The 24,370-nt window shown below is 71.0% G+C and carries 4 protein-coding genes and 1 pseudogene; all 5 read right to left on the bottom strand.

All coding sequences use genetic code 11. The features are described from left to right. Nucleotides 1-935 (bottom strand): beta-ketoacyl synthase N-terminal-like domain-containing protein (locus FCI23_RS45875; protein ID WP_211265763.1); only part of this gene is annotated, 935 nt, incomplete at its 3' end. Between the two features lie 51 nt (nt 936-986). Continuing rightward, nucleotides 987-6,470 (bottom strand): annotated as a pseudogene (locus tag FCI23_RS45870) (SDR family NAD(P)-dependent oxidoreductase); the annotation flags it as partial. 120 nt (nt 6,471-6,590) lie between these two features. Next, nucleotides 6,591-12,032 carry a type I polyketide synthase gene (locus FCI23_RS45865; RefSeq protein WP_246144698.1) on the bottom strand — a complete coding sequence of 1,814 codons (5,442 nt, stop codon included), beginning with the start codon at nt 12,030-12,032 and terminating at the stop codon, nt 6,591-6,593. A gap of 116 nt (nt 12,033-12,148) precedes the next feature. Further along, the gene (locus FCI23_RS45860) at nt 12,149-22,825 is read right to left on the bottom strand and encodes a type I polyketide synthase (protein WP_136729973.1); all 10,677 of its coding nucleotides are present in this window, start codon (nt 22,823-22,825) and stop codon (nt 12,149-12,151) included. Between the two features lie 40 nt (nt 22,826-22,865). Continuing rightward, nucleotides 22,866-24,059, bottom strand: a complete 1,194-nt coding sequence (locus FCI23_RS45855) for a cytochrome P450 (protein ID WP_136729971.1) — start codon at nt 24,057-24,059, stop codon at nt 22,866-22,868. Nucleotides 24,060-24,370: the final 311 nt, after the last annotated feature.

Genomic DNA, 24,370 nt, shown 5'->3' with positions numbered 1-24,370 from the left:
GGCGCCGTCAACCCATTCGACGCACCATCTTGATTCACCGCCGAACCACGCATGATCGCCAACACCCGATGCCCACGCTCACGCGCCACCGACAACCGCTCCAGTGCCACCACCCCGACACCCTCGGACAGACCCATGCCGTCCGCTCCGTCGGCGAACGCCTTGCACCGGCCGTCCGCGGCCAGGCCACGCTGGCGGGAGAACGCGACGAAGCTGCCGGGCGTCGAGGTCACCATGACGCCGCCGGCCAGCGCGAGCGAGCACTCGCCCTGGCGCAGCGCCTGGCCGGCGAGATGCATGGTGACCAGCGACGACGAACAGCCGGTGTCCAGGGACACGGCCGGGCCCTCGAAACCGAACACGTACGACACCCGGCCCGACACCACGCACAGCGCGCTGCCGGTGCTCGCGAGGCCCTCCGACTCCGGCGGGACCGCACCGCCGCTGAACCCGTATCCCTGGTTCGACACACCGGCGAACACGCCGACGTCCGTTCCCTTCAGCGTGGCCGGGTCGATCCCCGCGCTCTCCAGCGCCTCCCACGACGCCTCCAGCAACACCCGCTGCTGAGGATCCATCGCCACCGCCTCACGCGGCGAGATCCCGAAGAACGCCGGATCGAACAACCCCGCACCCTGCAGGAATCCGCCGTGGCTGGCGTAGGACTTCCCCGCCTGGTCCGGGTCGGCGTCGAACAGCGCGTCGAGGTCCCAACCGCGGTCCTCGGGGAAGCCGGAGATGGCGTCCCGGCGGTCGACGAGCAGCTGCCACAGGTCTTCGGGCGAGGACACCCCGCCCGGGTAGCGGCACGCCATGCCCACGATCGCGATCGGTTCGTTCGCCTGGTCCTCGACTTCCTTCAGCCGCTTCCGGGCGTCGCGGGCGTCGGCGATGGCCCGCTTGAGGTAGTCGCGGAGTTGCGCCTCGTCAGCCACTGAATTCAGCTCCCAGGATGTGTGCGGATTGCGGGGGAAGGGTGCCGGAGCTCAGTCGCGCCGGTCGACGAGGGCGAACAGTTCCTCGTCGGTCGCGATGTCGAGATCGTCGTCGGAGTCGCCGCCGGGCGCCTCGGCGGCCTTGAGCAGTTCGCGCAGGCGCGTGGTGATCCGGTTCCGGGCTTCGCCGTCGTCTGCGGCGTGCGCGATCGCGACTTCGATACCTGAGAAAAGGCCGGCCAGCGCCGCGGCGTCCGGGGACGCGCCGCCGTCGACGGTGAGTTCCTCACGCAGGTGGTCGGCCAGGGCCTGCGGGTTCGGGTAGTCGAACACCAGCGTCGCCGGAAGCTTCAACCCCGTCGCCTCACGCAGACGGTTACGCAACTCCACCGACGTCAACGAGTCGAACCCGGCGTCGCCGAACGCCGTGTCCACCTGGATCGCCTCCGGCCCCGAATAACCGAGCACCACGGCGACCTGATTGCGTACCAGGTCCAGCAATGCGGCCACCTGCTCGCCGGGCGTCAACCCGGCCAGCCGCGCGGCCAGACCACCGTCGCCGACCGAGCCTGCGACCTTCGCCGACTGCCGACCGGACGGCCGCAGCAGCACCACACCACGCAACACATGTGGCACCAGGCCACCGGCCGCCGCGTCGGCGCGCACCGCTCGGACATCCACCTTCACCGGCACCAACAGCGCCTCTTCGTCGGAGGAGGCGAGCGCGGCATCGAACAGCGCGAGTCCCTCGGTGGGCTCCAATCCCAGCACGCCGCCACGCCCGTCGCGGCGGGTCATCCGGGCCTGGGTGAGGTCGTCGATGCCGGAGGCGAGGCCACTCGTGTGTGCCCACGGTCCCCAGGCGAGCGACAACCCCGGAAGCCCGGCGGCTCGGCGGTTGGCCATCAGGCCGTCGAGGAAGGCGTTCGCCGCGGCATAGCCGCCGCTGCCGGCACCGACGAACACACCGGACGCGGAGGAGTAGACGATGAACGCGCCGAGGCTGTTCGGCATTGCGCGCGTCAGCTCATCCAGGTGTCGCACGGCGTCCACCTTCGGCGCGAACACCTTTGCTAGCCGCTCCGGTGTCAACGCGCCGATCACGCCGGCGTCGAAGACCCCTGCGGTGTGCACGACGGCGGTCAGCGGATGCTCGGCGGGGATCGACGCCAACAGCGCCGCCACCTCGTCGCGATCCGCGAGGTCGCAACCGGCGACCGACACCTCGGCGCCCTGCTCGGTCAGCTCGGCGACCAGGCCGGCCATACCCTCCGCCGCCAGGCCACGTCGGCTGGCCAGCAACAGCCGCCGCACCCCGCGCTCGGCGACCAGGTGCCGGACCAGCAGCGCGGCCAGCGATCCCCCGCCCGAGACGAGAACGGTCCCGTCGGGAGCGAATACATCATCGGAACGGCCGTCGTTGCCGACGTCGCCGCCGACGACGCCGCCGACGCGCGCGAGGCGAGGCACGTACAGATTCGAGCCCCGCACCGCCACCTGCGGCTCACCGCAGGCCAGCACCGCGCCCAACACCGAATCCAGTTCGTCCGCACCGGCGGGGTCCAGATCGAGAAGCACGACCCGGTCCGGATGCTCCGCCTGCGCGGCACGGACCAGGCCCCACACCGCGGCCGCAGCCGGGTCGAGCACATCGCCGACGCCGCCACCGCCCTCGGTGCCCGCGGGCACCGCACCTCGCGTCTGAACGACGAGCCGTGATCGCTCATCAAGCCCATCGGCCGCCAGCCACGCCTGCAAGACCGCCAACACGCGGCAGGACACGGCAAGCGCCGCGTGCTGCACGTCCTCCGTGCTGCCGACGGCCTCCACGACGGCAACCGAGGATCCTTCTTCCCCCCGGCCGACGAGAACGTCGATGTCTTCGGCGGTCTCGACGCGGACCCACGATCGTGGCTCGGCGGCTTCGCCGCGATGTGCCGGCTCCAGCTCGGTCCAGTCGAGCCGGAACAGCGCGTCGGTCCGAGATTTTACATTACGGGCGTTGAGGTCCTGCGTCGCGATCGGCCGTGAGACGAGTGAGTCCATCGTCACGACGAGGCCGCCCGTCTCGTCAGCGGCCTCCAGCGACAGCGCGTCGGAGCCGACGTCGGCCACGGAAACCCGAACGCGCAACGTCTCCGCCCCCGCCGCGTGCAGGACCACGCCGTTCCAGGCGAAGGCCAGCGCAGGCTCGCCCGGCTGTTTTTCTTCCGCATGGTGTCGGAACATGCCCGCCTGCACAGCCGCGTCGAGCAGCGCCGGATGGATGCCGAACCTGGCAGCTGCCTCAGCATCCTTCAGCTCGTCAGGCTGCGCGACCTCGGCGAAGACCTCCTCGCCACGCCGCCAGACGGCACGCACCCCCTGGAAAGCCGGGCCGTAGCCGAACCCGGACTCGACCAGGTCCGCGTAGAAGGTGCTCACATCCACTGACTCGGCACCGGAGGGCGGCCACACGGTGAAGTCGAACTTCGCGCCGCCTCCCTGCGTCGAGGACGTGGGGGCAGAAGCCAGTGTGCCGGTCGCATTGCGCGTCCACGGCGACGCGTCGTCGCCCAGCTGGGAGTACACCTCGATGGGCCGCGACCCATCAGCGTCGGGACCGCCGACGGTGAGCTGGACGCGCGCCCCGAACTGGTCAGGCGCGACAACGAGGGGAGTCTCGATCACCAACTCCTCGAGCACGCCGCAGCCCAACTCGTCACCCGCTCGGACCGCCAGCTCGACCAATGCCGTCCCGGGCACGATCACCGTGCCGCCGACCACGTGATCGGCGAGCCACGGGTGGCTGCGCAGAGCAAGCCTCGAGGTGAAGACCAACCCGTCGGACTGCGGCAGAGCCACCATCGCCCCGAGCATCGGGTGGTCTACATCGGCCAAGCCCAGCTCGGTCGCATCAGCGATCGACCTTGCCGCCGGCAGCCAGTAGTGCTCGTGGTCGAACGCGTACGTCGGCAGCTCGACCGCAGCGGCCCCGGCGCCCTCGGGCAGCAGCGCCGTCCAATCCACCGGCACACCACGCACGAACAACTCGGCCGCCGAGGTCAGCAGACGACGCAGACCGCCCTCGTCCCGACGCAGCGACCCGGTGACCACGATGGCGTCATCGGCGATCTCCGAGATCGACTGCACCAACACCGGATGCGCACTCGCCTCAACGAACACCCGATACCCGCCCGCGACCAACCCCTCGACCGCCGGAGCAAACCGCACCTGCTCCCGCAGATTCCGGAACCAATACCCACCATCGAGCACCCCCGCATCCTCGACCCACTCACCGGTGACCGTGGACAGGAACGGAATCCGCGGAGCAGCACTGCGAATACCCGCGAACGCCTCACCCAGCGCACCCTCAATCGACACCACATGACTGGTGTGCGAGGCATAGTCCACCGCCACCCGCCGAACCCGCACACCCTCGCTCTCGAGAACCTTCAACGCCTCATCCAACGCATCGGCGTCGCCAGCCAGGACGACCGACGAGGGCCCGTTGACCGCAGCCACCTCAACCCGACCCGACCACCGCCCGACCCGCTCGTGGGCCTCAGCCTCGGACAACGCCACCGACGCCATGCCACCATGACCGGCCAGGCTCTTGCCGATCACCTGGCTCCGCACGGCCACGATCCGCGCAGCATCCTCCAACGACAACGCACCCGCCACACACGCCGCCGCGATCTCACCCTGCGAGTGCCCAACGACCGCATCCGCCACGACACCGAGCGACTCCCACACCGAAGCAAGTGCGACCATCACCGCGAAACTCGCCGGCTGCACCACATGCACCCGATCCAACGCCCCACCACGCAACACATCAGTCAAAGACCAATCCACCCACGGCTCCAACGCCGCCGCACACTCAGCAATCCGAGCCGCGAAAACCGGCGACGAATCAAGCAACTCACGACCCATCCCCACCCACTGCGAACCCTGACCCGGAAACACCAACACCGTCTTCCCGGGACTCCCCGCGTGACCGGACACGACATCGACGGCCGCCTCGCCGCGCGCGACGGCACCCAACCCGGCCAGCGCCTCATCACGCGACCCCGCGATCACCACCGCACGCTCCGACCACAACGACCGCCGCCCGACCAAAGCCCCCGCCACATCAGCCAACGCATGCCCCTCACCGAGGAACACGCCCAACCGCCCAGCCTGACCAGCCTGACCAGCCAACGATTCCGCGCTCTTCGCCGACACCACCAACGGCACCACACTCACGTCACCAGACGACGCGGACTCCTCGACCGGCGGTGCCTCCTCCAAAATCACATGCGCATTCGTGCCGCTCATCCCGAACGACGACACGCCGGCCCGCCGCGGACGACCCTCACGCGACGGCCACTCCCGCGCCTCGGTGAGCACCTCGACGTCGCCTGCCGACCAGTCGACCCGGGTGGTGAGCTCGGCGGCGTGCAGAGTGGCGGGCATCCTCCGATGCCGCAACGCCAACACCATCTTGATGACGCCGGCCACACCCGCGGCCGCCTGCGTATGACCGATGTTCGACTTCAACGACCCGAGCCACAGCGGATTGCTTGTCTCGCGGTCCTGGCCGTAGGTGGCCAGCAACGCCTGCGCCTCGATCGGGTCGCCCAGCGCCGTCCCGGTGCCGTGCGCCTCGACCAGATCAACATCCGACGTGGACAAACCCGCGTTGGCCAGAGCCCTGCGGATCACGCGCTGCTGCGACGGGCCGTTCGGCGCGGTAAGACCGTTCGACGCGCCGTCCTGGTTGACCGCCGAGCCGCGCACGATCGCCAGCACCCGGTGCCCACGCTCACGCGCCACCGACAACCGTTCCAATGCCACCACCCCGCAGCCCTCGGACAAGCCCATGCCGTCCGCTCTCTCGGCGAACGCCTTGCAGCGTCCGTCCGAGGCCAGGCCGCGTTGGCGGGAGAAGCCGACGAAGGGGTCGGGGGTCGACATCACCGTCACGCCGCCGGCCAGCGCGAGCGAGCACTCGCCCTGCCGCAGCGCCTGGCCGGCCAGGTGCATCGCGACCAGCGACGAGGAGCACGCAGTGTCCAGCGACACGGCCGGGCCCTCGAATCCGAACACGTACGACACGCGGCCGGACGCGACACTCGAGGCCACGCCCGTACCGGCGAAACTCTGCATCTTCGGCCCGATCACGCCGGACCCGTAGCCCTGGCTGGACGCCCCGGTGAACACGCCGACGGCCTCTCCCCTGAGCGAGGTCGCGTCGATGCCGGCGCTCTCCAGCGCCTCCCACGACGTCTCGAGCAGCAGCCGCTGCTGCGGGTCCATCGCGAGCGCCTCGCGCGGCGAGATGCCGAAGGCGCCCGCATCGAACTGCCCCGCCTCGTGCAGGAACCCGCCCTGCCTAGCGTAGGAGGTACCGGAACTGTCGGGGTCGGCGTCGAAGAGTCCGCCGAGGTCCCAGCCCCGATCCTCGGGGAAGTCGGAGATCGCGTCGACCCCGGCCGTGACGAGCTGCCACAGGTCCGCGGGCGAGGACACCCCGCCCGGGTAGCGGCACGCCATGCCCACGATCGCGAGCGGTTCGCGTGCGGCGCCGAGGAGGCGTCGGTTCTGCGCCTTCAGCGAACCGACTTCCTCCAGCGACTTCCGCAGCGCTTCAACGACCTTCTCGTACGTCGCGCTCACCAGATCGCTCCCCTCACACTAGTCATCGCTGAACGCCAGGTGCACGAGATCGTCGACGTCCAGTTCGGCGATCGGCCGCTGCTCGTCGGGCCCGTCCGGCCCGGCGGGCTCGGCGAACGTCCCCTCGTGGAGATTCGCGAGCCTGACCAAGGCACCCAGCACCCCGGCCTCGCGGAACTCGGCGAGGGACAACGAGGCGAGTGCGCGCCGCAGCCGCTGCTCGTCGTCCAGGTCCCGGGGCGTCGACGCCTCGCCCTGCGGGGCGAGTCGGCTGCGCAGGTGGCGAGCGAGGACGCGCGGGTTCGGGTGGTCGAAGACCAGCGTCGCCGGCAGAGTCAGGCCGGTCGCGTCGCGCAGGCGGTTTCGCAGCTCCACCGAGGTGAGCGAGTCGAATCCGGTGTCCCGGAACGCCGTCTCCACCTGAATCGCGTCAGGCCCCGAATAACCGAGCACGACCGCGACCTGACCGCGGACCAGCTCCAGCAGCCGGGCTTCCTGCTCCTCGGGCGCGAGCCCGGACAGCCGCTCGGCGAGACCACCGCCGCCCTCGCCGCCGGCCGATCGCCCCTTTGCTGCCGCCTGTCGGCTCGGCCGCACCAGGCCGCGCATCAGGTGCGGAACGTCGCCGCCCGCGGCGGCGTCCGCGCGGAGGGCGGCGACATCGAGCTTGATCGGCACGAGCAGCGACTCGCCGAGCCACAGGCCCTCGTCGAACATGGCGAGACCCTCGGCACGCGATATCTCCTGGACACCGCTTCGGCTGGCCCGCGCCTGGTCGACGGCGCTGAGGTGCGCTGCCATGCCCAGGGTTCGCTCCCACAGGCCCCAGGCCAAGGACAGGCCATGCTGCCCGGCGGCCCGGCGGTTGGCCATCAGGCCGTCCAGGAACGCGTTCGCCGCCGCGTAGTTGCCTTGGCCGCCACCGCCGGAGATGCCCGCGGCGGAGGAGAACACCACGAAGGCCGCGAGGTTCCCCAGTTCGCGAGTCAGCTCGTCGAGATGCCGTACCGCGTCCACCTTCGGCGCGAACACCTTCGCCAGCCGCTCCGGCGAGAGAGTCGCGATCACACCGTCGTCGAACACGCCCGCGGTGTGTACGACGCCGGTCAGATCGGGGATCGAGGCAAGCAGGTCAGACACCTGATCGCGATCGGACACGTCACAGGCGACGACGCGGACCGGGGCGCCCTGCTCGGTGAGCTCGTCGACGAGGGCCTGCGCGCCGTCGGCGTCGGGGCCGCGCCGGCTGGCCAGGACGAGGTGACGCACCCCGTGCTCGGCGACCAGATGCCGGGCGACCAGCTCACCCAGCGCACCGGTACCTCCGGTGATCAGCACCGTGTCGTCCGGGCCGAGGACCGCGGTCGCGTCGTCAGAAGCCGGAGCGGCGGTGGCTCGGGCGAGCCGGGGCACGAACAGGTCGGAGCCGCGCACGGCCACCTGCGGCTCGCCACTCGCGAGCACGGCGCCCAGCACTGAGCCCAACGCCGAGTTCAGATCGGCGACGTCGCCGCTGGGGTCGGCACTGGGGTCGAGATCCAAAAGCACGATCTGGTCGGGGTTCTCCGACTGCGCGGATCTCACGAGACCCCACACGGCCGCCGCGTCCGGGTCGGTCACCGCGCCGCCGGCTCCGGCCGGGACCGCGCCGCGCGTCACCACCACCAGCCTGGGCAGAGCGGACTGGGCTGCGGCCTGCAGGATCGCGAGCACCCGGCACGAGAGCGCCAACGCACTGACCTCGCCGTCGTTGCTGAACGCCCGCACGACCGGCACCGCGTCGTCCGCGAGCATCGCGATGTCCTGGGCGATGGTCACCGGCACCCACGTCGGCGCGGGCTCGAGCGACCGCGCGGAGGGCAGCTCGGTCCAGTCGACGCGGAACAGCGGGCTCGTCGTCTCCGCCGCGGCGGCCTGGAGCTGATCGGCCGACACCGGGCGCGACACCATCGAGGCGATGCTCACGACCGGCACGCCCGTTTCGTCGGCAGCCTCCAGTGACAAGCCGTCGGAACCGGCAGGCGCGACCCGCACCCGCAGCGCGTCGGCGCCCACCGCGTGCAACGCGACGCCGTTCCACGCGAACGCCAACGTGGGTTGGCCGGCGGGACCGCGGAACATGCCCAGTTGCAGCGCCGCGTCCAGCAGGGCGGGATGGATACCGAAGGCGTCGGCCGCGGCTCGCACCCCCTCCCCTTCGGGCAGCGCGACCTCGGCGAAGATCTCCTCGCCACGCCGCCACACCGCACGCACGCCCTGGAAGGCAGGACCGTAGCCGAAGCCGCCGCCGCCATCGGCAGCGGCCAGGTCCGCGTAGAACGTGCCGACCTCGTCGACGGATTCGGCGTCAGCCGGCGGCCAGGCGGTGGTGAAGTCGAACGCTGCGTCACTGCTGGATTCCGGCGTCGAGGCGGCGACGGTGTCCGTCAGCGTGCCGGTCGCGTGGCGGGTCCACCGCTCCGCGGCGTCGTCTTCGCGCTGTGAGAAGATCTCGATCGAACGCGACCCGTCCGGGCCGGGCGCTCCCGCGGTGAGGTGGACACGCACACCGTGCTGGTCGGGGATGATCAAGGGCGCCTCGATGGCCAGCTCGTCCAGCGTTCCGCAGCCGAGCTCGTCACCGGCCCGCACGGCCATCTCGACCAACCCGCTGCCCGGCAGGATCACCACGCCGCGGACCGCGTGGTCGGCAAGCCATGGATGCGTGCGCAGCGAGAGGCGGCCGGTGAACAACATCATCTGGCCGTCGGACTGCGGCAACCCGACGACGGCACCGAGCAGCGGGTGCCGCAAACCGACCTGACCGAGCGACGCCGCATCCGTCGCCGCATCGACGGCCTCCAGCCAGTAGTGCTGGTAGTCGAAGGCGTACGTCGGCAGGTCGACCGCGTTGGCGTCGGCATCCGCCGGCAACAGTTCGGTCCAGTCCACCGGCACGCCATGCACGAACAGTTCGGCCGCCGAGGTCAGCAGGCGGCGCAGACCGCCCTCGTCGCGCCGCAGCGATCCGGTGGCGATGATGGTGGCGTCGTCCCTGATCTCTGCAATCGGCTGCACCAGAACCGGATGCGCACTCGACTCGATGAAGACGTCGTGCCCCTGGGCGAGCAGCGTCTCGATCGCGGGGCCGAAACGTACCTGCTGGCGCAGATTACGGAACCAGTACTCGCCCTCGAGCGCCCCGGCATCCTCGATCCACTCACCGGTGACGGTGGACAGGAACGGAATCCTCGGAGCCAGACTACGAATATCCGCGAACGCCTCGGCGAGCGCAGTCTGGATCGCATCGATATGACGGGTGTGCGAGGCATAGTCCACCGCCACGTGCCGAACCCGCACACCCTGCTCTTCAAGAGCCGTCAGCGCGTCGTCCAACGCTTCTGCGTCACCGGCGATCACCACCGACGAGGGACCGTTCACCGCAGCGACCTCGACACGGTCCGACCAACGCTCGATCCGCTCGTGGGCCTCAGCCTCGGACAACGCCACCGACGCCATCCCACCCCGACCAGCCAAATCCCGCGCAATCACCTGGCTCCGCACGGCCACGATCCGCGCGGCATCCTCCAACGACAACGCACTCGCCACACACGCCGCCGCGATCTCCCCCTGCGAATGCCCCACCACCGCATCCGCCACCACCCCAAGCGACTCCCACACCGCAGCGAGCGCGACCATCACCGCGAAACTCGCCGGCTGCACCACATCCACCCGATCCAACGGGCCGCCACGCAGCACGTCAGTCAAAGACCAATCCACCCACGGCTCCAACGCCGCAGCACACTCAGCAATCCGAGCCGCAAAAACCGGCGACGAATCGAGAAGCTCACGCCCCATCCCCACCCACTGCGAACCCTGACCCGGAAACACCAACACCGACTTGCCGAGCCCCGTCGCGGAACCCGAGACCACCAGCGGACTCGACCCACCACCGGCGAACGTGGCCAGAGCCGCAGAGGCCTCCGCACAAGTTCCGGCGATCACCACGGCGCGCTCGGCCAACCTGGCGCGACCGGTGGCAAGAGCGGCGGCGACGTCCGGTAGCGCGGCGGCATCGTGACCGTCGAGGAACGCGGCGAGACGCCCGGCCTGTGCGGCGCGCGCGCTCGATGTCTTCGCCGAGAGCACCAGCGGCGCCACGCCCGTGGCAGAAGAGGGCGTTCGGTCTGCGGTTGGCGCTTCCTCAAGGATCACGTGAGCGTTGGTCCCGCTGAAGCCGAACGCCGACACGCCGGCCCGGCGCGGGCGATGACCGATCTGCGGCCAGTCGCGCGACTCGGTCAGCAGTTCGACGGCGCCGCTGGTCCAGTCGACCTTGGGCGTCGCCTCGGTGACATGAAGCGTTGCGGGCATGGTGTCGTGGCGCAGGGCCTGCACCATCTTGATCACGCCCGCCACGCCCGCAGCGGCCTGGGTGTGGCCGATGTTCGACTTCAGCGAGCCGAGCCACAGCGGACGGTCGGCCTCGCGCCCCTGGCCGTAGGTGGCGAGCAAAGCCTGGGCTTCGACAGGGTCGCCGAGCGCCGTCCCGGTGCCGTGCGCCTCGACCACGTCGACATCCGACGTGGACAATCCCGCGTTGGCCAGAGCCTTGCGGATCACGCGCTGCTGGGACGGGCCGTTCGGCGCGGTAAGACCGTTCGACGCGCCGTCCTGGTTGACCGCCGAGCCGCGCACGATCGCCAGCACCCGGTGCCCACGCTCACGCGCCACCGACAACCGCTCCAGCACGACGATGCCCGCGCCCTCGGCCCAACCGGTGCCGTCGGCGGTCGACGCGAACGCCTTGCAGCGGCCGTCGGCGGCGAGGCCGCGCTGCCGGGAGAACTCGACGAACACACCCGGCGTCGCCATCACGGTCGCGCCGCCGGCCAGCGCGACCGAGCACTCGCCCTGGCGCAGCGCCTGCGCGGCCAGGTGCATCGCCACCAGCGACGACGAGCACGCCGTGTCCACGGTGACCGCCGGGCCTTCGAAGCCGAACACGTAGGACACCCGGCCGGACGCGATACTCGTCGACCCGCCGGTGCCCGCGAACCCTTCGACCTCCGGGCTGGCCACGCTCGCGCCGGGCGCGACATAGCCCTGACTGAACACTCCGGCGAAGACGCCGACGTCGCTGCCCTTCAGCGAGGTCGGGTCGATGCCGGCGCTCTCGAGCGCCTCCCAGGAGGTCTCGAGCAGCAGCCGCTGCTGCGGATCCATCGCCAGGGCCTCGCGCGGCGAGATGCCGAAGAAGCCCGCGTCGAACTCACCGGCCTCGTGCAGGAATCCGCCCCGGTCGACGTAGGAGGTCCCGGGACGGTCGTCGCCGTCCTGGGAGAAGAGACCCTCCAGCTTCCAGCCCCGGTCCTCGGGAAAGCCGGACACCGCATCGACCTCGCCGGCGACCAGCCGCCACAGGTCCTCCGGCGACCCGACGCCGCCCGGCAACCGGCACGCCATGCCGACGATGGCCACGGGCTCACGGGAGGCGTCCAGGAGCTGCCGGTTCATCGCCTGCAACGAGCCGACTTCTTCCAGCGACGTCCGGAGCGCCTCGACAACCTTCGCATACGACGCAGTCACGTGGATTCCTAATCGTTGTTCACAGGTTGTGCCGGACTCTTCGCCGCCAGCGCGAGTTGCACGAGGTCGTCGACGTCCAGTTCGGCGAGATGAGTGGTCTTCGTCCGTCCGTCGGCGGCCCTGTCGATCGCACTGGCCAACTTGATGAGCCCACCGAGCAGTCCGGCCTCGCGGAACCGGGCCAGGGGCACGGTCGCGAGGGCGCGGCGCAACTCCGCCTCGTCCTCCACGGCCGCGCCGTCGTCCGCGAGCAGTTCCCCGCGCAGGTGCCGGGCTATCGCCTGCGGGTTCGGATAGTCGAGGACCAGCGTGGCGGGCAGAGGCAGCCCGGTCGCCTCGCCCAGCCGATTGCGCAGCTCGACCGAGGTGAGGGAGTCGAACCCGGCGTCGCTGAACGCGACGTCGGCTCGGACGTCCGCCGGCCCGTTGTGGCCGAGCACGCGCGCGGCCTCGGTGCGGACCAGCTCGAGCAGGGCCTTGTCCTGTTCGGCGGCGGAGAGCGCGGCCAGCCGCTCGACGAATTGCCGAGGTCCGCGGGGTTCTGCGACACCGTCGGCAGACCGGCCGCTCGGTCGCGCCGGCCGCACCAGACCGCTCAGCATGTGCGGGACGGTGCCGCCCGCGCGAATCCCGCGCAGATCCAGCTTCGCCGGCACCAACAGCGAACGGTCGGAGCCGACGGCGGCGTCGAACAACGCGATGCCTTCGGCCAGCGTGATCGGCAGCAGACCACCGCGCCGGTTCATCCGGGTGCGGGTCAGCTCGTCGACGCCCTGTGCCATGCCCGTCGTCTGCTCCCACAGACCCCACGCCATCGACAGTCCGTGCTCACCGGCAGCCCGGCGGTCGGCCATGAGCCCGTCCAGGTAGGCGTTGGCCGCCGCGTAGCCGCCGCTGCCGGCGCCCATGAACACCGACGAGACCGAGGAGTAGACGACGAACGCGGTCAGACCGCGGCCACGGGTCAGCTCGTCGAGGTGTCGCGCCGCGTCGGCCTTGGGAGCGAACAGCCTGGCGAGGCGTTCGGGCGTGACGGTCGCGATGACGCCAGCGTCGAGCACGCCCGCGGTGTGCACGACGCCGGTCAGGTCGGAGATGGAGGCGAGCAGGTCAGACACCTGATCGCGATCGGACACGTCACAGGCCACGACGCGGACCTGGGCGCCCTGCTCGGTGAGTTCGTCGAGGAGGACTTGCGCGCCGTCGGCTTCCAGGCCGCGACGGCCGGCCAGCACAAGCCGGCGGACGCCGTGCTCGGTGACCAGGTGTCGAGCCAGCAGGCTGCCCAGCGAGCCGGTGCCACCGGTGAGCAGCACGGACGAGTCCGGGTCGAAGGCGGCGGAGCTCGCGGGGACCCGGACGAGCCGGGGCACGAACGTCGTCCCGCCGCGCACCGCGAGTTGCGGCTCGTCGGACGACACCGCGCCCAGCAAGGACTCGACCTCAGGATCTTCGGTGTCGACGAGGGTGATCCGGCCCGGGTTCTCAGCCTGGGCCGCGCGAACCAGTCCCCAGACGGCCGCGGCTGCGGGATCGGTAGCGGTGGCGTCGGAGCCGGCAGGCACCGCGCCTCGAGTCGCGACGACCAGCCGGGACTCAGCCAGGCGCGGCTCGGCGAGCCAGGCTTGGACGACCACAAGCACGCGGCAGATCGAGGTGAGCGGCTCGGCGGCCGAGCCGGGGGCGGTGGTGGTCAGCACGGCGAGCGACGGCGCGTGCTCGGCCAGCGCAGCGACGTCCTCCGCCGTGGCCACAAGCGCCCAGGGCGGTGCGCTCTCGGTGCCGGAGAGGGAGGCGCGCTGGTTCAGTTCGATCCAGTCGACGCCGAACAGCGAGTTGGCGGCGACCGCGGATCGCTCGATCGAGATCTGGCGCAGCATCACCGAATCCGCGGTGAGGACCACGTCACCGGACTCGTCGGCGACGTCCAGGGACACCGTGTCCGGACCGGTCGGCAGCAGCCGCACCCGCAGCGCACCCTCGCCGCCTGCGCCGATGGCGCGCAGCGTCACGCCAGACCAGTCAAGGGCCTGCTGCTGTCCCTGAAGGATCGGGTGAAGGGCTGCGTCGAGCAGGGCCGGGTGGATGCCGAATCCGGCGACCCGGTCCTGCTCGGGCAGGGCGGCGACCTCGGCGAACACCTCCTCGCCGCGCCGCCAGAGTGCCCGCAGGCCCGCGAATTGTGGACCGTAGGCGAAACCGTGCTCGGCCAGTTCGGCGTAGCGGGCGGCGACGTCGGCGGGTTCGGCGCCGGATGGCGGCCAGGCGCCGAAGTCGGCGGTCGTGGAGGGCGCGGAGGGCTGCGCGGCGAACGTCAGGGTGCCGGTCGCGTGCTTGGTCCAGGACTCGCCGGTGTCGTTCTGCGCGTAGACCGCGATCGGCCGCGCGCCGTCGGGCCCGGCCTCGCCGACGGCGACCTGGATGCGGATACCGCCCTGCTCGGGCAGGACGATCGGTGCGTCGATAGTCAGCTCACGAACATGCGCGCAGCCGGCTTCGTCCCCGGCACGCAGCGCGAGTTCGATGAACGCCGTCGCCGGTAGGACGGCCGTTCCGCCGCCGACTGCGGCGTGGTCGCCGAGCCACGGGTGAGTGCGCAGAGACAAGCTGGAGACGAAGACCAGGCCGTCCGAGTGCGGGAGCGGGACGACCGCACCGAGCAACGGATGCTCGGCGTCGGTGAGGCCCAGCGAGGCCGCGTCGGTCGCCGTCGGGGTCGAGCGCAGCCAGTAGTACTGGTGATCGAAGGCATAGGTCGGCAGTTCGACCGCCGCGGGCCGGGCTCCGTCGGGCAGCACCGCCGCCCACTCGGTGCGGACGCCGTGCACGAACAGGTCGGCGGTCGCGTTGAGCAGGCTCTGCGGTTCCGGCCGGTCGTCACGCAGGGCGGCCAGGCACCGGCCGTCGGGCGCGGACTCCTGGACCATGGCCGTGAGCGCCGCGCCGGGCCCCAGCTCGAGGAAGGTGGTCACGCCCGCCGCGGCCGCGGCGGCGATACCGTCGGCGAACCGCACCGGGCGGCGGACGTGCTCGGTCCAGTAAGCCGCGTCGGCGTAGTCGGCGGGTTCGACGAGGCGGCCGGTGAGGTTCGATATCACCGCCAGGGTCGGGGGCTGCCAGCTCACCTGCTCCAGTTCGGCCGCGAACTGCTTCAGCATCGGCTCCATGCGCGCCGAGTGGAACGCGTGCGAGACCGCGAGCCGCTTGGTCTTGTGGCCCTGGGCGCGCAGCCGATCGGCCACGGCGAGAACCGGCTCCTCGTCACCGGACAGGACGAGCGCGGACGGCGCGTTGAGCGCGGCGATCTCCACGTCCGCCGTGCGCAGCAGGTCAGAGACCTGCGCCTCGGTGGCCGCGACGGCGACCATCGCGCCGCCGGGTGGCAGAGCCTGCATCAGCCGGCCGCGCGCCGCGACGATTCGAGCCGCATCGGCCAGCGACAGCGCACCCGCGACGTGCGCCGCGCTGATCTCGCCGATCGAGTGGCCGAGCACCACATCCGGGTGCACGCCCCACGACTCGAGGAGCCGGAACAACGCGCACTCGATCGCGAACAGGCCTGCCTGAGCGTAAACGGTCTGATCGAGCAGTTCGGCTGCGCTGCCCAGCACTACGTCGCGGACCGGGTGCTCGACGGAGCCGACCAGGTGGAGGTCCAGCAGATCGCAGGCCTCGTCGAAGGCGGTGGCGAAGGCCGGGTAGCGGTCGTACAGCTCACGGCCCATGCCGATGCGCTGCGAACCCTGGCCGGGGAACACGAACGCTGTCTTGCTGGGCGCGGTCGAGCTACCGCTCACCGCGGTCGCGCTGGACTCGCCTCGGACCAGGGCGTCGAGTCCGGCCAACGCCTCCTCACGGGTCTCGGCGATGACGACGGCTCGTTCGGACAGGGTCGCGCGGTGGGCGATCAGCGCCGCGGCCACGTCAGGCAGGGCGCTTTCGTCGGCGCCGGCCAGGTGGGAGAGCAGGCGCTTCGCCTGGCCTGCCAACGATCCGGTGCTCTTGGCGGACAGAACCAGCGGAACAAGCCCGTTCGGCGAGGAAGGAGCGGCCGGTTGCGACGTGGCGGGCGCCACGGGCTGTTCGGGGGATTCCTCGAGGATGAGGTGGGCGTTGGTGCCGCTGATGCCGAAGGAGGACACGGCGGCGCGGCGCGGCTGGTGGCCGTTGCACGGCCACTCGCGCGCTTCGGTCAGCAGCTCTATGGCGCCGTCGGACCAGTCCACCTTGGACGTCGGCTCAGTGACGTTGATCGTGGCCGGCATGGTGTCATGACGCAGTGCCTGCACCATCTTGATCACGGCCGCGACGCCCGCAGCCGCCTGGGTGTGGCCGAGGTTGGACTTCAACGAGCCCAAGTGGAGCGGCCGACCGGGTTCGCGGTGCTTGCCATACGTGGCGAGCAGGGCCTGTGCCTCGATCGGGTCGCCGAGCGCGGTTCCGGTGCCGTGGCCCTCCACGACGTCCACGTCGGACGCGGACAGTCCGGCGCTGGCCAGAGCCTTGCGAATCACACGCTGCTGCGCGGGGCCGTTGGGCGCCGTCAGGCCGTTGGACGCACCGTCCTGGTTGACCGCGGAGCCGCGGACGACGGCCAGCACGCGGTGTCCGCGGTCACGCGCGACGGACAAGCGCTCCAGGGCGACGATGCCGACGCCTTCGGACAGGATCGTGCCGTCGGCGCCTTCGGAGAACGCCTTCACCCGGCCGTCGCCGGCCAGCCCGCCCTGACGCGAGAAGCCCAGCACGCCGACAGGTGAGCCCATGACGGCGACACCACCGGCCAGCGCGAGCGAGCATTCGCCCTGGCGCAGCGCCTGCGCGGCGAGGTGGATGGCCACCAGCGAGGACGAGCACGCCGTGTCGATGGTCACCGCAGGCCCCTCGAATCCGAACACGTACGAGACGCGGCCGGAAGCGACGCTGCCCGCGGTCGCGGTGGTGGCGTAGCCTTCGAGCTCGGCGGGCATCGCCGTGAGCGACTCGACGTAGTCGTGGATGGACACGCCGGAGAAGACCCCGATGTCGCTGGCGCGCAGCGATTCCGGGTCGATGCCGCTGCGCTCCAGCGCCTCCCAGGTGGCCTCCAGCAACAGCCGTTGCTGCGGGTCCATGGCGAGCGCCTCGCGCGGCGAGATGCCGAAGAAGCCGGCATCGAACTCGCCCGCGTCCGGGAGGAAGCCGCCCTGGTAGGTGACCTCGGTGTCTGCGCGATCGGGGTGGGTGGCGGCAGCGGCCAGGTCGTCGAGGTGCCAGCCGCGGTTGCCGGGCAGCTCGGTCATGCCGTCGCGGCCCTCGGCGAGCAGCCGCCACAGGCTTTCCGGGTCGGTGACCCCGCCGGGCAGCCGGCAGGACATGCCGACGATGGCGATGGGCTCGTCGGGATCGACCGCGACGACCGTAACGGCGGCGGGCACGTCGGTCGTGGCATCGCCGAGCTCTGTGCGCAGGTGGCGGGCGAGCGCGATCGGCGTCGGATAGTCGAAGATCAGCGTGGCGGGCTGCTTGACGCCGGTGGCCGCGCTGAGCCGGTTGCGCAGCTCGACCGCGGTGAGCGAGTCGAACCCGATGTCGCTGAAGCCGCGGGTGCCCTGGGCGAGTTCGGCGCCGTTGAAGCCGAGCACGGCGGTTGCCTCGGCCTGGATGATGCCGAGAAGGATGCTCTCCTGTTCGGCCTCGGACAGTCCGGCGAGCCTGCGGACCAGGCCGCTGCTGTCCCCGGCGCCGGCCCCTCGCGCCGCACGACGCCCGCTGCGCACCAGACCGCGCAGCAGATGCGGGACGGTACCCCCGGCCGCCGCGTCGGAGCGCAGGGTACGCAGGTCGAGTTTGATCGCCACCAGCAGCGCCTCGGTCGCACTCAACCCGATGTCGAACAAGGCGAGGCTCTCGGCCGGGCTCAGCGCGAGCACGCCGCCCCGGCTCATCCGCGCCTGGTCGACCTCGCTGAGGTGGGCGGTGAGGCCGGTGCTCTGCTCCCACAGTCCCCAGGCCATCGAGACACCGGGCAGTCCGGCGGCTCGACGGTTGGCCATCAGGCCGTCCATGAAGGCGTTGGCCGCGGCGTAGTTGCCCTGACCGGCCGAGCCGAGCAGCGACGCGGCCGAGGAGAACGCGACGAACGTGCGCAGGTCGGGAGCCAGCTCCCGGGTGAGCGCGTCGAGGTGCTGCAGCGCGGTCACCTTGGGCGCGAACACTCCGGCCATGCGTTCCGCGGTCAGGGCGCTGAGTACGCCGTCGTCGAGCACGCCGGCGAGGTGTACGACGCCGGTCAGCGGGTGCTCGGCGGGAACCGCGGTGAGCAGTTCGGCGACCGCGGCCCGGTCCGAGACGTCGCAGGCGACGATCGACACGGCGGCGCCGAGTTCGGTCAGTTCGCGGCTCAGCTCGTCGCCGCCGCCGCGACGGCCCGCCAGCACCAGGTGCCGGACACCGTGCGCGGTGATCAGGTGCCGGGCGACCTGGGCGCCGAGGGAGCCGGTGCCACCGGTGAGCAGCACGGTGCCGTCCGGGTCGAAGGCCGGTTCGGTTGCCGCAGCGGTCGCCGCAGTCGGTTCGGTGCCCGCGGCCGGATCGGCGCGCAGGAGGCGGGGCGCGAGCAGCGCGGAGCCGCGCACGGCGAGCTGCGTCTCGCCGGAGGCGAGCACCGCGGCGAGCACGGGACCGACACCCGTCGCCGCGGCGGGGTCGAGGTCGACGAGGACGATCCGGTCCGGGTTCTCGGCCTGGGCTGCGCGGACGAGGCCCCAGACCGCGGTACCCGCCGGGTCGGTTACGGCGCTGCCGCCCGCGGCCATCGCGCCCCGGGTGGTCACCACCAGCCGGGACTCGTCGAGGCCGGGGGTGGCCAGCCACGTCTTGAGCGTCTCGAGGACCTGGCAGGCGACGGTCAGCGCGTCGCCGCCCGTCACGGTGTCGAGGACGGCCAGCTCCGCGGAGGACGCAGCCGCCGCGATGCCATCGGCCGTGGTCAAGGCGACCCAGGCGGGGGCCGGGCGGGTGCCCTCGGGCGCGGGCAGCTGGTTCCACTCGACGTGGAACAACGAGTCGCGGCTGTCGGCGGCCGCTGCCGCGCCGAGCTGCTCGGCGGTCACCGGCAGGGAGACCAGGGAATCCATGGTGAGGACGAGGTCGCCGGTCTCGTCGGCGGCCTGGAAGGTCAGCGCGTCCTGACCGCACGGCGCGACACGGACTCGCAGCGCGGACGCGCCGGTCGCGTGCAGCACGAGACCGTTCCACGCGAAGGGAAGCACATTGCGGTCGTCGTCGGGGTTCGCGAAGGCGTTGGTGTGCAGGGCGGCGTCGAGGAGCGCGGGGTGCAGGCCGAACTTGTCCGCGTTCTCCTGCTGTTCCTGCGGCAGCGCGGCCTCGGCGAAGACCTCGTCGCCGCGCCGCCACACCGCACGCAGTCCCTGGAAGGCCGGGCCGTATGCGTATCCGCGCTCGACCAGCCTGGTGTAGAAGTCCTCGATGGCGATCGGCTCGGCACCGGTCGGCGGCCAGGCGGTGAAGTCGACGGCCGGAGTGTCGGCGCCGGCGGGAGCCGTGGCCGAGAGCAGGCCCGTGGCATGCCGGGTCCAGGTGTCGTCCGGGGAGTCGGTGCGCTGCGAATAGACGTCCACCGGACGGGAACCGACCGCGCCGACGGCGCCGACCGCGACCTGCACGCGCACCGCGCCCTGTTCGGGCAATACCAGTGGCGCCTCGATGACCAGCTCTTCGAGTACGCCGCAACCCAGTTCGTCACCGGCCTGCACGGCCAGGTCGACGTAGGCAGTGCCGGGCACGATCACCACGCCCTGCATCGCGTGGTCGGCCAACCACGGGTGAGTGCGCAGGGAGAGCCGGGAGGTGAAGACCAGGCCGTCGGACTGTGGCAGAGCAACAGCAGCACCGAGCAGCGGGTGATCCGTGTCGACGAGGCCGAGTGACGTGGCGTCGGTCGCGGACGCGGTCAGCTGAAGCCAGTAGTGCTGGTGGTCGAACGCGTACGTCGGCAGGTCGACCGCGTTGGCGTCGGCACCCGCGGGCAGCAGGGCGGTCCAGTCGATGGCCACGCCACGGACGAACAGTTCGGCCGCCGAGGTCTGCAGGCGGCGCAGGTTGCCTTCGTCACGACGCAGCGATCCGGTGGCGACGAGCTCGTCGCCGATCTCTGCGATCGGCTGCATCAGCACCGGATGCGCGCTGGACTCGATGAAGACGTTGTGCCCCTGGGCAATCAGAGTCTCGATCGCGGGTGCGAACCGTACCTGCTGGCGCAGATTGCGGAACCAGTACTCGCCCTCGAGCGCCCCGGCATCCTCGATCCACTCACCGGTGACCGTGGACAGGAACGGAATCCGCGGAGCCAGACTACGAATATCCGCGAACGCCTCGGCGAGAGTCGGTCGGACGGCATCGATGTGATGGGTGTGCGAGGCGTAGTCCACGGCCACGCGCCGCACCCGCACGCCTTGGTCCTCGAGGACTTCAAGGGCCTCGTCCAGGGCATCGGCGTCACCGGCGATCACGACGGAGGCAGGCCCGTTGATCGCAGCGATCTCAATGCGCCCAGACCAGCGTTCGATCCGGTCCAGGGCCTCGGCTTCGGACAACGCCACCGATGCCATGCCGCCATGACCGGCCAGGCTGTCGGCGATGACCTGGCTGCGCACCGCGACAATCCGCGCCGCATCCTCCAACGACAAGGCGCCAGCGACACACGCAGCCGCGATCTCCCCCTGCGAATGCCCCACCACCGCATCCGCCACCACCCCAAGCGACTCCCACACCGCAGCGAGCGCGACCATCACCGCGAAACTCGCCGGCTGCACCACATCCACCCGATCCAACGGGCCGCCACGCAGCACGTCAGTCAAAGACCAATCCACCCACGGCTCCAACGCCGCAGCACACTCAGCAATCCGAGCCGCAAAAACCGGCGACGAATCGAAAAGCTCACGCCCCATCCCCACCCACTGCGAACCCTGACCCGGAAACACCAACACCGTCTTCCCGAGGCCGCCCGCATGGCCGGAAAGCACGCCGGGAGCCGACTCGCCCCGCGCCACTGCGCCGAGCCCGGCCAACGCCTCCTCGCGAGACCCGGCGATCACCACGGCACGCTCGGCCAACCTGGCGCGACCGGTGGCGAGAGCCGCGGAGACATCCGGTAGCGCGACCTGCTCGGCATCGCCGAGGTAGGCGAGCAGGCGTTCGGCCTGGCCGATCAGGGACGCCGACGACGCGGCCGTAATCGGGAACGGGACGGCGTCGAAGGGAGCTGCTGCGGGAGCCTCCCGATCGGGTTCGGGTTCGGGGGCTTGTTCGAGGATGAGGTGGGCGTTGGTGCCGCTCGCGCCGAAGGAGGAGACGGCGGCGCGCCGCGGGTGATCGGTCCGCGGCCAGTCGCGCGACTCGGTGAGCAGTTCGACGGCGCCACTGGTCCAGTCGACCTGCGGCGTCGGAGTGTCGATGTGGCGGGTCGCCGGCATCGTGCCGTGCCGCAGCGCCTGCACCATGTTGATGACGCCGGCCACGCCCGAGGCCGCCTGAGTGTGGCCGATCACCGACTTGACCGACCCCAACCGCAGCGGTCTGCCGGCCGGGCGCTCGCGGCCGTAGGTGGCCAGCAGGGCCTGGGCTTCGATCGGGTCGCCGAGAGTGGTGCCGGTGCCGTGGCCTTCGACCATGTCCACATCGGCCGGTGTCAGCTCAGCACCCGCCAGTGCCTTGCGGATCACGCGCTGCTGCGCAGGGCCGTTCGGCGCGGTGAGACCGTTGGAGGCACCGTCCTGGTTGAGCGCGGAACTGCGGATCACCGCGAGCACCCGGTGGCCGCGCTCCACTGCCTGGGACAGCCGTTCGAGCAGGATGACGCCCGCGCCCTCGGCCCAGCTGGAGCCGTCGGCGGCCGCCGCATAAGACTTGCAGCGGCCGTCGAAGGCGAGGCCGCGCTGGCGGGCGAAGCCGACGAACCCGCCGGGCGTCGACATCACGGTCGCGCCGCCGGCCAGCGCCATCGAACACTCGCCCCGACGCAGCGCCTGGCTCGCGAGATGGACGGCGACCAGCGACGAGGAGCACATCGTGTCGACGGTGACCGCGGGACCCTCCAGGCCGAGCGCGTACGCCACTCGGCCGGACGCCACGCCGCCCGCGGTGCCCAGGGCCCGCTCGAGGCTGAGGAAGCCCTCGTAGCCGCTGAGATCGGGCGCGTAGTCCTGGTGCACGATCCCGGCGAACACGCCGATGTCCTGGCCGCGGACGGACTGCGGATCGATGCCGGCCCGTTCGAGCGCCTCCCAGGACACTTCGAGCAACTGCCGCTGCTGGGGATCCATGGCCAGCGCCTCGCGGGGCGAGATCCCGAAGAAGGGCGCGTCGAACTCGGCGGCGTCGTGCAGGAACGCGCCCTCACGCACGTAGGTGGTACCGGGGTTGTCGGGGTCCGGGTTGTAGAGGCCCTCGAGGTCCCAGCCGCGGTCCTCGGGGAAGGTGGTGTAGACGTCGGTCCCGTCGGTGACGACCCGCCAGAGATCCTCGGGGCTTCGGATACCGCCCGCGTATCGGCAAGCCATGGACACGATGGCGATGGGTTCGGCCCCTGCGTCCGCCAACTGCTTGTTCTGCTGCCGCAGACGCGCGTTCTCCTTCAGCGACGCACGGAGCGCGTCGACGATCTGCTCGTCCCGGGCCGACATATCAGCCATTTGCCATCCGTCCGATATCAGTGGATCGTTGTCACCAGGAGACGAGAAGGCTCTTCACTCCGAAGACGGACCCCTTGAGCCGCAGCGGAACCTCGTCGAAGGCGCACGCCAGCCGCAAGTCCGGGAAGGCCCGCAGCAGCGCCGAGAGGCCGGCGCGCAGTTCGACGCGCGCCAGGTTCTGGCCGAGGCACTGGTGCACGCCGAAGCCGAAAGCCAGGTGCCCGGCGGTCTCGCGGCCGATGCGCAGCTGCTCGGGGCACTCGAACTTCGCCGGGTCGCGGTTGGCCGAGGGCAGCGACACGGTCACGGTGTCGCCCTTCTTGACCAGGACCCCGTCGAGGTCGACGTCCTCGAGCGCGGTGCGATACACCTGGTACTGATTGATGGTCAGGTAGCGCAGGATCTCCTCGATCGCGGCGTCGAGCTTCTCCGGCTCGGCGCGGAGCAGCGCGAGCTGATCCTGGTGGTGCAGCAGCGCGAACACGCCGACGGTCAACGCGCTCTCGGTGGTCTCGTAACCCGCGAACAACAGCAGGATCACCATGTTGGTGACCTCTTCGGTGGTCAGCTCCCCGCGCGCGACGAGGCGGCTGATCAGGTCCTCGCCGGGCTCCAGCCGCTTCTTCTCGACCAGTTCGACGATGAAGGCGGTCACCGCCTCGTAAGCGGCCGCGACCTCCTGCTTGTCCGCGTCGGGGTCGTGCAGCAGCGTGGGCGCGTTGCCGTAGCGCTCACGCTCCTCGTAGGGAAGGCCGACGATCTCGGAGAGCATCCGCAGCACGAACGGCCGGCTGAAGCCGGTGACCAGGTCGAGCGGGCCGTCGGCGGCGCGCATCGCCTCGATCTGCTCGGCGGCGACCGCGTCCGCGCTCGCCGCGAGCTCCTTCGAACGCCGGGCGGTGAACTCGCCGGCGAGCAGACGGCGGTACCGGGTGTGGTCCGGCGGATCCATGTGGATGAACATGCCCGGCGACGGCGGCCACGTCGGCACGATCTCGCCCTGGTGCGTCACGGGGAAGTGGCAGATCTCCGAGTCGTGGCTGAACCGAGGATCGGCGAGAACCTTGCGCACCAGCTCGTAACTGGAGGCGAGCCAGCCGACGTGGCCGTCGGGATACGTCATCGCGGCGAGCGGACGTTCTGTGCGCAGCGAATCGAATACCGCCGGCGGGTCGAACTGATGAGTCCGGGCCCACGGCACCTCGTAGGAGATTGCGTCGCTCATGGATTAGTCTTTCCGCTCGACACGAATTCCGGGCAGCTTGAAACCGCCTGATGACGCGGTTTTCCCTCCCCTGGTCTCAGGCTAAGCGAGGCGCCTACTCGCCTACATCCCTCAGCCTGGTAGTGCGGAACGCGCGACTGTCCTCGATCATTCACGTGCGCGCGCCGGCTTGGGGTGATCGGCTGGGGTTGGTGATTCGGCCCGGTTCGTCCTTTGGGTGGTGTTGGCGATTTGCCCGCGTGTCGTCGCGGGTCAGCGTCGACTTCCACGTGCCGAGGGCGGTGCGGGTCTACTCCTTTCCGGGACGGCGG

The sequence above is a fragment of the Actinacidiphila oryziradicis genome (assembly GCF_005047355.1).
GTDB lineage: Bacteria > Actinomycetota > Actinomycetes > Streptomycetales > Streptomycetaceae > Actinacidiphila > Actinacidiphila oryziradicis.
Note: the sequence above shows the minus strand (reverse complement) of the source record. Positions and strands in the feature narration are given on the sequence as shown.